The 13634-nt window shown below is 46.4% G+C and carries 9 protein-coding genes; 5 read left to right on the forward strand and 4 right to left on the reverse strand.

Annotation, left to right across the window (positions count from 1 at the left end):
• Positions 1-302: 302 nt before the first annotated feature.
• Positions 303-2465 carry a bifunctional metallophosphatase/5'-nucleotidase gene (locus H0G69_RS05285; protein ID WP_180305402.1) on the reverse strand — a complete coding sequence of 721 codons (2163 nt, stop codon included), beginning with the start codon at positions 2463-2465 and terminating at the stop codon, positions 303-305.
• 331 nt (positions 2466-2796) lie between these two features.
• Between H0G69_RS05285 and H0G69_RS05290 the strand changes: the two genes are divergently transcribed.
• From H0G69_RS05290 to H0G69_RS05305, 4 genes are all read left to right on the forward strand, one after another.
• Positions 2797-3282 (forward strand): DUF7679 family protein, encoded by a 486-nt coding sequence (locus tag H0G69_RS05290; protein WP_180304322.1) that lies wholly within the window; start codon positions 2797-2799, stop codon positions 3280-3282.
• Between the two features lie 549 nt (positions 3283-3831).
• Entirely contained in the window at positions 3832-4971 is a 1140-nt protein-coding gene (locus H0G69_RS05295; RefSeq protein WP_180304323.1) for an ATP-binding protein, read from the forward strand.
• Positions 4972-5298: a hypothetical protein gene (locus H0G69_RS05300; protein WP_180304324.1), complete on the forward strand. Its 327-nt coding sequence runs from the start codon at positions 4972-4974 to the stop codon at positions 5296-5298.
• 270 nt (positions 5299-5568) lie between these two features.
• On the forward strand, positions 5569-6393 hold the full coding sequence (locus tag H0G69_RS05305) for a putative hydro-lyase (protein WP_180304325.1): 825 nt from the start codon (positions 5569-5571) through the stop codon (positions 6391-6393).
• Positions 6394-6509: 116 nt separating this feature from the next.
• Here H0G69_RS05305 and H0G69_RS05310 read toward each other — a convergent pair whose 3' ends face one another.
• Positions 6510-9470, reverse strand: a complete 2961-nt coding sequence (locus H0G69_RS05310) for a DEAD/DEAH box helicase (protein WP_180304326.1) — start codon at positions 9468-9470, stop codon at positions 6510-6512.
• 2 nt (positions 9471-9472) lie between these two features.
• Entirely contained in the window at positions 9473-9889 is a 417-nt protein-coding gene (locus tag H0G69_RS05315) for a (deoxy)nucleoside triphosphate pyrophosphohydrolase (protein ID WP_180305403.1), read from the reverse strand.
• 506 nt (positions 9890-10395) lie between these two features.
• On the opposite strand from H0G69_RS05315, the gene nhaC reads away from it, so the two are divergent.
• Positions 10396-11781 carry a Na+/H+ antiporter NhaC gene (nhaC, locus tag H0G69_RS05320; RefSeq protein WP_180304327.1) on the forward strand — a complete coding sequence of 462 codons (1386 nt, stop codon included), beginning with the start codon at positions 10396-10398 and terminating at the stop codon, positions 11779-11781.
• Between the two features lie 147 nt (positions 11782-11928).
• Here nhaC and H0G69_RS05325 read toward each other — a convergent pair whose 3' ends face one another.
• Positions 11929-13347, reverse strand: a complete 1419-nt coding sequence (locus H0G69_RS05325; RefSeq protein WP_180304328.1) for an NAD-dependent succinate-semialdehyde dehydrogenase — start codon at positions 13345-13347, stop codon at positions 11929-11931.
• Between the last annotated feature and the right edge of the window lie 287 nt (positions 13348-13634).

Genomic DNA, 13634 nt, shown 5'->3' on the forward strand with positions numbered 1-13634 from the left:
AATAAAATAAATAAAACAAGCTAATAAGTTAATAAAATTAAGAATTTGCATATTTTAAAAAAATCTAGTATTTCAAAAAAATAGCGTTATGCAAAACCGTTAAAAGCTCTGTATAACGCTATCTAATATTTTTTAGTTTAAAAAGCAGTCGGTTCACTAAACCTAGGACCGACATACTAATCAAGCCATTCACATCATCATTATGTCTAGCCGGAAATCTCGTGACCTTAGTCGATGATGGTTGACGAACCGCTTTGAATCTTTTCGCTATTCGACCCTAAATTCATATCCGATTGACCAGGCTATTTTTGCCGCCGTGGCCGACGACGAATTACAAACATGCCTGACAGCCCGATCAGCGCCGTCCCAAGCAATGCCAAGGCCGATTTTTCGTCATTGCCGGTTTGTGGCAGCGCGGTCTGGCTGGCTTTTTGTTCGGTTGACTTAACCGCGACCGCAACTGGAGCTGTCTGATCCTGACCATTAACAATTTTTAATTGCGGAGCTGCCGAATTGTCGACCGCAATTTCCTGGCTCTGCTTTGCATCAGCTGCTGAACCATTAGTATTACCATTATTTTCGGTATCAGTCTGACCAGTTTCGCTGTTCGCTGGCGTATCCGGCACAACAGGATGCAGCAAGGCTTTAGCTTCTGCCGGCGTCAGGTAGTTTTTGCGATCAGTAACTGGCGCCTTGATCAAATTGCCGGCATTGGTTTGATCAGCAATGTAGCTCATAAAGACTTCCGTATCCGCGCCAATCACTGCAATCTGATTGGTACCCTTAAAGGCCGTAAAGCCGTCACCACCACCAGCTAAAAAGTCGTTGATAACCACGCGATAAGTCTTGTTCATGTCTAACGGCTGCCCGTTTTCATCATAAGCGGCCACTACGCGATATGGCTGGTTAGGATCGTCACTGTCAGTGTAGTAGTACTTGAGACCAGCAATCTGCAGATAATACTTTTGATCTTCGTCATACTGCTGGTTTAAGGCGTCAATTACCTGCTGCCCCGTCATCTCGACTACCCGTAAAATATTGCCAAATGGCTGAACTGCCTGGGCAGCACCCCAAGTAATCGTGCGATCCGGTTCAACTACCAGATCCGCCCGTACCCCACCAGTATTGGTCATTGCAAAGTCAGCATTGACGCCCAGTTTTCTGGCTTCGGCCAACTGTCCATCAACTACCAGCTCACCAGCCTGGTTTTCCCGAGTTGGCGTATTATGCAAACGGCCGGTGATCGTTTCTGGCGTTGCTGCCTCCCCAATCTTTTGGTTGATGACTGGCGCCACTCGCTTGGTAGCATCTTCAACAATTCCCACAACGGTTGGGTCGCTGACGGCAGCCGGATTGTCTTTTTCTGAAAGGACCGGGAAGACATGTGAGACGATGCTGTCAGGCGCAAAGTCGTTAGTCGCCGGATTGATATAACCAATGATGTCATCATAAGCCTTGCCAGTGTAGATGGCCTGCACCAGTTTGACTGAACCAACCGTGGCATTGGCATACTGATGAGAGTGCCCAGCCAGGTAGATGTCGACAGAATTCTCAGGATCGATCTGGTAGAGCTTTTGGATAATATCAACCGCCGTGCCCTTGGTTTCACCATTCTTGGTCTCTACCCCAGTATGTGCCAAGACAACGATCGCATTGACGCCTTGATTGCGCAGAATCTTTTCATAATGAGCAATGGTTTCGGCTTCATCAAGAATCTCATAATCCTTGTAGTTGTCATAGAGTGTCAGAATCGGCAAATCGGTCGTCTCGATGCCGATAAAGCCGATTTTTACAACCTTGTTATCACTGGTATGAATTTCCTTGATGATGTAAGGCTGAAAACCATATGGAATCTCGCCATAGTTATCATCGGTCTTGGTGCCCTTGAGAATCACGTTTGCCGTAATAATGTTGATGTCTGAGGCTTCATGCGGATAGGCCATTTCAGCATCGTTATACTGCTTGGTTGGCTGGCCACCGGTTACGATTCGGTTAAATTCGCCCAGTCCCTCGTCAAACTCATGATTCCCCAGCGTGCCATACTCAATGTGCATTGCCTTGAGTGCATGCATGGTGGATTCATCCTGCAAAAGTGCCGAGTTGGCTGGTGAGGCGCCGACCATGTCACCAGCTTCAACACGAATCGTTGTCCCCGCTGGATTGGCCGCCTTAAAGTCACTCTCAGCTTGATTCAAAGAGCCAGCCAGTCGTTCTGCCGTCCCCGTATTTTGATAGGTCTGATCGCCAATCTGAGCGGTACCGGTATTGGAAAGCCCACCATGAAAATCATTGATCCCCAAAATTTGAACTGGTACGTATCCTTGATATTTGGCAGGATCTGACCAATCAGTAGCCTGTCCCGGCTGACTGGCCGTATCAGGATTGGTAACCACCTGAACGGAACTGGCTTGACTAACAGGCGCTGTCGCAGCTGCATCATCAGCACTAACCGGCATTGCCGACATCGTTAATCCTAAAATTGCCGAACCAAACAAATAAATGTAGTTTCTTTTTCGCATATCTTAAATTCCCCCAATAGTTAAATCTAAGCGCTTTCAATCTAACATAAATCATTAACTCTCGCACTTGATTTAAGTAAGTCATTGGTTAAAAAAACCGCTGTTTATAGCGAAAATCAGCGTTTAAAATTTATTTTTTTATTTTATTATATTAATTTTTTAAAGTTTAACGCTTTATTTATTTTTGATGATCAGCCGTTACTTTTTTCGCTTTTCTAAATCTAAATTCGCGCTATAATCAATATTGTGAATACCCAAACAATTGGAAGGTGAAATCATGTCAGAAAAAGTTTTTGTTGCTCATGTCACGCTCAGCTGGGGTGAAAAGCGCGACTATCTAATTGCTAATGATGTTGAACCCGGTCTGCAGCACCGGTTGGATACTTATGGCGACAGTTGGAATGAGGTAATGCAAAATGCCTTAATGAACGTCCCTGTAGCACCATATCTGCCAAGCAACTCGGTTCAGCCGCCAATTGCCACGGCCAAGGTCAGCAATGTCGAAGCGCGTGATCTTGGACCGGCTGAAGAAAAGCTGCAGCGGACTCGCAGTCAATTCATCATGGCTGCCATGTGGGAAAAACAGTCTGCCGAGACCACTGCCAACTTTTTGCACCATGACTATGATCAAGCCAGTCAAGCCGAAATATTTGCTGATGTCGACTATTGGGTTAATGGTACCAAGCACCCTAATGTCTGGGCCCATACCAAGCAGCTGATTGCAGACCAGGAAAAGCGTTTAAGCGAAGAAACTGCTAATTAAAAGGCATAAATACGAAATCATCCCGGTCACGATCAAAAACGGTGACCGGGATTTTTCTTGCAGATGAAATTTTTAGACTGTTGGCACTCAGAAATGTTCCGCTGATTTGATTGATTCCGCAACAGTCGCGACTCAATGATGCTTAGGTTGGCAGTTTCTACAGCTGACATGACTCAATAATGCTTCGGTTGATCGTTTTCGCGGTCAACGTGGCTAAATGATGCTTCAGTTAGTCTTGCTACGGGAGTATAAAATTGTTTGTGTAAATTTAAAGGAGGTATTGAAAAAGGGAAAGCCCTCCCCGTATGATTGAAATTCCCCCATTTTTAACCAGCCTAAACAACATGCAGATTGGTTTCGTTAACATATTGATTGTTTATTTAGAATACTAACTTTTCACTATAATCACATTATATTACATAAATGGATCCGCTTGCATAGTTTTAGAATATTAAGTCAAGGTCGGCCATTTAAAATTAATGACAACATTTATGACAATTTAAGTTCTTATATATATAATTAAAAATATTATAATGATGAAACTAGGGGATGAATGCATTGAACGAGCTGACAAACAGACATCTGCTGATCATTGGACAGACCGGCAGCGGTAAGACAACCTCGACGTTAACGTTGCTGGATCAATTGCAGAGCAGCGGTCAAGCCAACATTGTTCTGGATCCTACCGGTGAATACGCGCAGCTGCCAAATGCCATCGTTTATCGCTTGGGAGAAAATGCCTACCTGGAACCTGGTGAATTTTCGGCTGCTCAGTTGATTGAGGCGCTGGGACTGCATTTTGACGAACGTCTCAGCACAGCCGCCGCTTCAGCAGTCAATGATCTGCGCATTCAAAACAATCTGCGGAATCAGTCCGGCTGCTATCAGCGCATCAGCCAACCAATCGCTGCTCACCAGCAGGAACTGGAAAAACTTGGTCGCTGGTCAAAATCATATGCCGTTCAGCTGCTGCCCGACCAGTTAATTGAGGAATTGGTGATCCCATATGACGATCAGCGCGCCGACTATCAGCTGCTTGGTCAGACCTATGACCGGCAGCTGATCGCGGCAGCATGGCCCAAAATCATTCAGCTAAGAGAATTGCTGGCCAGCTTGGCAGTGCGGAAATTGTTCGGTATGATTCATCAGCCTCAGCAGGTTAAAACCGAGCTCAATTTCGTGCTGCAGATGTTTTTAAATCAGCGCAGCGCCCACAAAACGCTGGTAATCGACCTTTCCGCGCTGAAGACGCTCGCGATTGGTCAACGGGCCGTCATCTCGCTTTTAATGAAACGAATTCTGGAGCACCGTCTGCAGCATAACGCGGCTTTTTCCGTCAATATTATAATTGATGAGGCCCACCGCTATCTCCCAGCTGATGAAACCAAGCTGGCTGAAAACGGAATTTTTCAAGTTCTGCGTGAAGGTCGCAAGGTTGGACTAAACATGATTCTAACCACGCAATCACCATTGGACCTGCCAGCCAAACTGCGCTCCCAGTTTCCTAATCTGCTGGTTCACCATCTGGCCAGTCCCGAGGAAATCAGCAGTCTCAATCTGGATACACAATTAGTCGCCACCGTCAGCGGACTGGGGATCGGTCAAGCTGTTGCCTGTCAATTAAATCAGCCGCCACGCGTAATCGACGTACCGCTGCCTGGCTGGTTAAACAACAAGGGGGATTTTTAAATGTGCCTGTTCATCGTTTTGATGGTTTTATTTTTAATCGCCGCGGGAATCGTAATGGCGATGGCCACGACGTTTATGTGGGCCATTATTTTTGCCGTGGTCTGCGGAATTCTGGTCTATAGCATGTTGGCCTGGCTGTTTCGTTGGTATCGCAGCGCGGCCATGGTCGATCATCCTTCCAGTCGTTCGGCCCTGCTATATACGATCGTCATTATCTTGATTCTGATCGGGATCGTAAAATGGCACGACCACCGTACTGACCATCGTTTCGACTATGCGCGGCCACAGAGCATGCAGATTGTATCTTCGACTATCAAAAAGCCTTAAATTCAAAAAGAGCCGGTGTTTAATATCGACTCTTTTTTCGATATCGTAAATCTATTCGCGGCAACGATGCCACCCAACGACATTTATCAAATCTCGTTTTAATTCTTAATCATGTTTATAGTTAAAAACCAATATGAATTAAGTTTTAAGTGTTGAGTGCTTAATTTAGCCAGTTTACCGAGCCGGTGGGTTTGCAAACGTCCATTTAGCAATTATTATTTAATGTAAGTCTAATCTTCACATCATTATATAATCTAAGAGGTGAAATGCATGCCTGCTTTTGATATTCAACCCTATATCCAACAAGCGCCCGCCCAGGTTCGACAAAGGATTCGCACGGGCATCATTGATTTTCCTACAGCCGGCATGGCAGCGGGCTATGCACAGGCTAATCTGGTAATCTTGCCGCAAATGTATGCGCATGACTTTCGTGAATGGATTCGGCAAAATCCACAAGCCTGTCCACTGTTGGAAACCGTCAAACAAACACCCTTGACCAAGACGATCGCGTGGCACGCCAACATCTGTACGGATATTCCGCGTTACCGTCTCTATGAAAACGGCCATTTTACTAAAGAGGTTACCGATGCCACTCCGTATTGGCAGGCGAATATGGTTGGCTTTCTGATTGGCTGCTCTTTTTCGTTTGAAGAAGCCCTGCTCAAAGCCGGCATTGAGATTCGTCATCTGACTGAAAAGCACAACGTTCCCATGTATAAAACCAATATTATGACCAGCCCAGTTGGCCGCTTTAAAGGCCCAATGGTGGTTTCCATGCGGCCAATGTCGCCGGCTAAAGCTCAGCTGGCCCGCCAGATTACGGCCCAGATGCCTAACGTTCATGGGGCGCCGATCCAAATTGGCGATCCAGCTGCAATTGGCATCTCTGACCTTGATCATCCCGATTATGGCGATGCTGACACGATCAAGCCAGGCGAAGTGCCAGTCTTTTGGCCATGTGGCGTAACTCCACAAGCAGCAATCGAAAACGCCAAGCTGCCTTTGGTAATCACTCACGCGCCAGGGCACATGTTTATTACCGATATCAAGAATGCTGATCTCAATGCCTACCTTGACGCGCATCAGCCTGAATGATCGCAGCTTAATCACTTGCTTGCCCAATTGGCTGTGCCTAATGACTGATTCTATTATCTAATTACACCCAAAAATCGCACCGCTTCATTAATTGAGCAGTGCGATTTTAATTTATTTTAGTCAATCAACGAATGATAGCGTGTGTAAGAAACTGGCTGATCAAGCTCTAAGTTCATGGAAACGATTGGCTTGCCGTCATGCTGCTCTTGTCGGGCCGATCCCGGCATGTAGCGACACGTGCCTAGATAATAAAAGGTCTTGTCGTCATCAGCATCAGATTTTTTGACAAAGAGTGTCAGCTGCCGCTTGCCATCCATAAACTTCTTGACATCAGGACTGTCCAGGCGTCGCTTGCCCGTGGAAAAGTAGTGCATAACGTGATCATTTAAAAATTGATCCTCATACTGAATCGAACGGCTGATGTTTTTAGCTTTATGGTAAGTGACAAAAATGACGCCATCATGCTCATTAAAAAAGTAGCCACCGATATTTTGCGCGGTCGTATTGACCACATTGTTGACCAGGCGCATGACGTCTTTACGCGTATACTTCTCACCTAGCGTAAACCGTTGATCCGCTTGGTAGCGCTTGGCCCGCAAAAGCCCGGTCTTGATGCCATCTTGCCAAAGGCGGCTGAACCACGCATCGTTTTTTAGCGAATCGCGCAGCTCATCATTTAGCCGATAGTCCCGCGCTGCCTGATCAAAAATCACAACTGGGCGACCGCCATAATCAGCACGAGACGGCGCCGCATTCTTGTTGTAAAAGGTCAGATCCAAAACACGCCGCATCGAAGCCAGCGTTGCTCCATCAACCAGACAGCCGGCCGCTTTTAGCTGCTGCTTGAGTTCTTTTTCCGTAACCGTTGCCCGATTCAACAGATCATCCAATAAGATCAGTTCATGACGCCGCTTGCCATTTAACAGTTCCGCGTCCAAAAAAGTCAATAGGCGATTTTCATAATCATTGATCTCAACTGGTTCTTTTTCGCCAATCAAAAACTGCGCGTAATTCTTCTTTTTATTGGCTAAAATCTCAGGATCAATTGAATCGGCAGCCATAAAGTCAGCCAGCAGCGGCACGCGTCCTACTCGCTGCTTCATATTTTGGTAAACCATCCGCAACTTGCGCATGTCATCCAGCTTAACCTGGCGCAGCGACTGATAGATCCGCTCCTTAGCAATCTCATCAAACGCAATCGTTGACAGCCCAATCGTTGGCTCAATCTCAACGGTTTCCCGCGCGCTGTCTTTGGAATACGAGGCATCTCCCGTCAAGGCAATTGGGATCATGTAGCTGTTCTTGTAGTTGCCGATAAAATCCAACACCTCAACATAGTCTTTGTTTTGGGCTTTGCGCAGACCCCGACCGAGCTGCTGAACGTAGACGATGCTGGAATTGGTGCTGCGCAGAAAAACCACTTGATTGACGCATGGAATATCAATCCCTTCATTGAACAGATCAACTGTCACAATATATTCGATTACACCATCTTCCAGTTCCTTGACCACCTGCTGCCGAACGCTCATTGAATCCGCGCCGGCCAGTGCCTTAGCTGGATGATGCTGTCTGGTTAGTTCCGCTGCCAGCTGGTTGGCTTCTTGCACCGTCGCACAAAAGATCAGCCCATGCAGCTTGGGACCAGAATAGCCATAGTATTCCGTCTGCTGCAGAATATAGTGCACGCGCTCCGTACTGGTCAGATGCTCAATGGCTTGAACTTCTTTTTTATGATGGCTGGCGGCATTTTGATAGCTGGCAATTGTTTCATTGACCTTGGCATCGGCAAACTGATAATCGCTGATGCCCACATAATGAAACGGACATAGCATATCAGCTTCAAGAGCCTGCTGCAGTCTGATTTCGTAGGCAACATGATAGTCGAACAGCTCAAAAATGCTGAAATCGTCATTCCGCTCTGGAGTCGCCGTCATCCCTAAATAAAATTTAGGCTTAAAATACTGCATGATTTTTTGATATGAGCTGGCCCCAGCATGATGAACCTCATCAACCAGGATGTAGTCAAATTCAGTTGGCGAAAATGCTTGTAAATGCGCATCATCTTGTAAGGTCTGCACTGTAGCAAATAAATACTTGGCATCTTTTTCATGTACGTTTCCCGTATACAGGCCATAATTTTCCTTAGGACCGCCAATGACTTTTTGAAAGCTGCGGGCTGATTTGCGCAGAATTTCTTCTCGATGCGCTAAAAACAGCATCCGCTTTGGCTTGGCATTGCGAACATCGAACGCGCCCAAGTAGGTTTTCCCCGTTCCCGTTGCTGAAATCACCAAGCCCCGATCCTTGCCGGCTTCACGCAGCTGAGCAATCTGTGCCAGAGCATCTTTTTGCATCTGATTAGGCTCAATTAGTTCACCATCAATTACCGGTTGGCCGTTCTTAACCACTTTGGCCACCGCATGACCCACTTGATGATTCTTTTGATAGATCAGCTGATATTGCGCAATCCATTGGTCGGTCAATGGCTGCGCGTTTCGCCATTCATTCTCGATGTTTTCACTGACTTGCCGCGTAATGTCGCCATTGTTCAGCGAGTTGACCTGCAGACTCCACTCATAGTTGCGCATTAAGGCGTTCTCAGTCAGGTTGGCGCTGCCGATGATGATCGTCTGATAGCCGTCATGTTGAAAAATGTAGCCTTTTTGATGAAACCCATCCACCTTGGCAATTTTAACCGTCAAGCCTGGAATCTTGAGCAGCTCATTAAAGGCCTTAGGTTGATTGAAGTACAGATAGTCAGAAGTCAATAAACGGCCCTGGACGCCATGATCAGCCAGCTGTTTGAAGACCGGCTTTAAGCATGAAATCATTGCGTCCGTCACAAAAGCCACCGCGAAAATATAACTGCGGCAGGTCTGCAGTTCATGACGCAGCTGGTTCCAGATCTGGTTGCCTGCTTGATTGGTCAGCAGCTTAGGGCCGAGATCGCCAACCGTGGCAAATTCATCTTGATCGACATAGCCGTTTAAAAGCGAGCCATGGATTTCTTCTACCAGCTGATCATTATCGCCTTTCTGCAAGCGTTTTAAAATCTTACCGTAGTCAACGCCAGCCATTGTTAAAACGCCGCCTTTCCCAGATCAGCCTGGGCAATGGCTTTGGCAATCGGCAAGTCGGCGTCGGCCCAGTGCAGATGCATCAGCTCTGCTTGATCACACCATTTAACTTGACTATGAGCAATCAGATCAAAATGATGCGTATCCAGTTTGGCATAATAAACCGTCAAATGAATCTCGCCAAAATCATATTGTTTGATGGCGGTTGGCGCGGCTTGGCGTCCAACTTCAATCTGATCATTGAATTCTTCTCTTAACTCACGCTTTAAGGCTGTTTGAGGATCCTCGCCCGGCTCAATCTTGCCCCCAGGAAACTCCCACAATGCGCCTAAAATACGATCATCACTGCGTTTGCTTGCTAAAATCTGGTGCTGCTCATTTAAAATGGCAGCTCCCACAACATATATTTTTTTGGTCATGTTTACTGATTCCTTTTTGCATAGATTAGTTTCATTATAAAGCGCGCCAATAATTGGATCCAGCGACTTTTTAATCTTCATTGTGAAAGCGTTTTGATTAAAATAAAATTAAAAAATCATCAGAATTTTGCTTGCTATTCATTTTTTTAAGTGATATATTAATGCCAACGAAATTTACGAGTGGTCGTCAAGTAGAGCTGCACCTCAGCGTTCAGAAAACCGGTGGTCGATGCGAACCGGACAGGGTGTCTGTTGCGAAATACCCGACAAAATAAGCCCGTACGGATTGGGCCGGTACCGTTAGCAACTGGCAAGAGTGAAAAGCTGTTATTGACTCTTTTCAGTTGGGTGGTACCACGTTTAGGCGTCCCGATTAGATTTAATCTAGTCGGAGCGCCCTTTTTATTTGCTCGAGGGGGAGAAAAATTATGAAACGATATTATCGTCATTATCTACAATCCAAATGCCGTTAAACAAATCAGCTTAAAACATGAGGTGTCGATAATATGACCAAGAAAATTGAATTTAAAGAATCTGTTGCAATCCTGTTGATTATGTTGGTCATCTTGGGCAGTGGCGTAATTGGCTTCGGTCTTTCACCACAGGTACCGGTTTTGACCGTGATCGCGTTCCTGGTCTTCTGGCTGGCCCTGCGCCACGTATCTTGGGATGACATTATGAAAGGAATTACCAAGGGAATCTCCACTGCCATCATTCCCATCTTTATCTTTATTCTGATTGGGACTTTGATTGCCGTTTGGATTCAAGCCGGAATTATTCCTTCACTGATGGTCCTGGGCTTTCATTTAATCAGTGCTCGTTTCTTCGTGCCATCGGTCTTCATTGTCTGCTCGCTGGTCGGACTGGCCATTGGCTCTGGCTTCACCACCATCTCAACCGTAGGAATCGCCCTGTTTGGGATGGGATCAACCTTAGGCGTTAACCCAGCTTTAACGGCGGGGGCCATTATCTCCGGTGCCGTTTTTGGTGATAAGATGTCGCCGCTTTCGGATTCGACCAACCTGGCATCGGCTGTTGCTGAAGACGACTTATTTGATCACATTAACAATATGATGTGGTCCACCATCCCCGCTTTCTTGGTTTCCCTGATCGTCTTTTTCTTCTTGGGTCAAAGCAACAAGGGAACGTCACTTGCCAGCATCGCTTCAGTAAGTTCGACTCTGACTAAGCATTTTGCCGTTTCCTGGTGGGCAGCACTGCCAATTATTTTAATGTTTGTCTGTGCCTGGAAAAAACTGCCAGCCATCCCCACCCTGTTTTTAAATATTATCGTTTCAACCGTGATGATCTTTATCAACAACCCACAGCTGGGCGTCGCTAAATTTGCCACGTTGATTGAAAGCGGCTTTGTCTCCAAGACTGGCAACAAGGCCGTCGACGCGTTGCTGACCCGGGGCGGCATCTCCAGTATGATGGGCACCGTTTCTTTGATCATCATGACCCTGGCGCTTGGTGGGATCTTGATGCATATGGGAATCATTGAAAGCGCCATGAAGCCTTTAGTAGCTAAATTGAACAAGCCAGGCCGTCTGATTACGGCAACGATCTTTGCGGGAATCGGCGTCAACCTGTTCGTCGGCGAGCAGTACCTTTCCGTCATCCTGCCTGGGAATGCCTTCAAGCCAGCCTTTAAGCGCATTGGTCTTTCCCCGTTGGCATTGAGTCGGACGCTGGAAGATGGTGGCAGCGTCATCAACTACCTGATTCCTTGGGGCGTGGCCGGTTCATTCGTTGCCTCTGCCCTGGGTGTCCCGGTATTGGAATTCCTGCCATTCACCCTGTTTAGTCTGTTATCGCCACTCTTCTCAATCTTGAGCGGTTTTTCAGGTATCGGTCTCAAATGGCAGCCTGGTCACGGATCAAAAGCATAATAAATATGAAGAAAACTGCCGAGTTGATAATCAGCTCGGCAGTTTTTTATTGAGAGCACCAGGTCAAGATGACTTGATGCCTACATATATATTGGAGGATTTTTGCAATCTACCATTTTTTGATTTAATGGCCAGCTCGATTAAATCCTAGACAAAACCGCCAATCGTATGGTTAAGATCGATCTTGTCGTATGGATTGCGCATAATCATCTGTTCATTGGCAAATGCCAGAATACCGGCCCGCCCTAGTTCACGACCATAGCCGGAATTCTTGACCCCGCCAAACTGCAATTCAGGAATTGAGCCCCGGAAGTTGTTGCAGTAAACGGCACCAGTCTCAATCTTGGATGCTACTTCGGCTGCATGCTTGGAATGGCCGGCAAAGACTTGTCCACCCAAGCCATAATGAGAGTCGTTGGCCAGCTTGATGGCTTCCTCTTCATCCGCCACCTTGTAGACAACCCCGACTGGACCAAAGAATTCTTGATAGTAGGCCGGATTGTCACGGGTAACGTCGGTCAAGATCACAGCCGGCATCCAGAAACCGTTTGGCGTTGGCGTCGGCACGTCAAGATCACCATAAGCCAGGGTTGCCCCATGTACGATGGCGTCTTTAACCTGCTGGTGCAGATCATCAGCCGCGCTCTTAGAACTTAGCGGTGCCAAGGTCGTCTTAGGGTTCATCGGGTCGCCCATCTTAGCCTTGCTGAATTCTTCTTTCAGCATTTCCAGAAACCGGTCGTAATTCTTTTCCGTAACGATAAACCGCTTAGCTGAGGTACATTCTTGGCCAGCATTGAACAGCCGTGCCATGTAGAGGATCTTCTTGATGTCATCCATGTCAGCATCATCCAAAACAATAAACGGATCTGAGCCGCCCAGCTCCATCGTGCTCTTCTTCAAATACTTACCGGCTTCAGCAGCAATCTTTTGTCCCGCTCGTTCAGAACCAGTCAAGGCAACCCCGCTGACTCGTGGATCGGCAATGATTTTTTCAATCTGGTCATAGGTAACGAACAGGTTAACCAGAGATCCTTCCGGCGCGCCAGCTTCCAAGGTGTACTTTTCCAGCAGTGAAGCCGTGGTCGGAACGGAACTGGCCTGCTTGAACATAACTGGGTTGCCCAGCATAAAGTTAGGCGCAAACACACGCATGACTTGGTAATATGGGAAGTTCCAAGGCTCAACCGCCATGATGACCCCCGTTGAATGGTATTCGTAATGTGCGTCACCCATGATCGTGTAGACGCGCTGTGGCCGCAGCAGATCCTTGGCATTGTCGGCATACCAGTTGGCAATCATCGCTGACAGAGCAACTTCAGCTTTCGCCTCGCCAAAAAGCTTTCCCATGTCTTGAACCATTGCTTTTGCCAGTTCATCTTGATGCTTCATCAAATTGTCCGCAACTGCGTGAAGGATCTCGGCCCGGCCGTCGAGTGGTTGATTGCGCCATTCGTGGTACAGAGCATCGGCTTTTTGCAGCTTGTCTTCCACGTATTCATCACTCTGATTTTCATAAGTCTTTTTCAATTCGCCCGTATATGGGTAGATTGATTGATAAGCCATTATTGAAAATACCCCTTTCTTTAGCAGCATTGAACTTGATAAACGATTATGCGTCTGGCTTTGAAATCGTTTACGACTCTATTTTAGTCAGAAAATTAAAAATGTCACGTATTAGCGATAATTTCATCAAATTTTGTCTTGACATCATAGCTCTGATTGGTCCGAAAGTGTTGATATGTAGGGGTTTTATAAGTTTTAATTTTTATTTTTAATTAAATGATCATTTGTTCATTGATTCACATAGATTATGATTAGCAGTAAAGGTCAAAATTAATCCCAATCCATTT

The sequence above is a fragment of the Limosilactobacillus mucosae genome (assembly GCF_013423865.1).
GTDB classification, from domain to species: Bacteria; Bacillota; Bacilli; order Lactobacillales; family Lactobacillaceae; genus Limosilactobacillus; species Limosilactobacillus mucosae.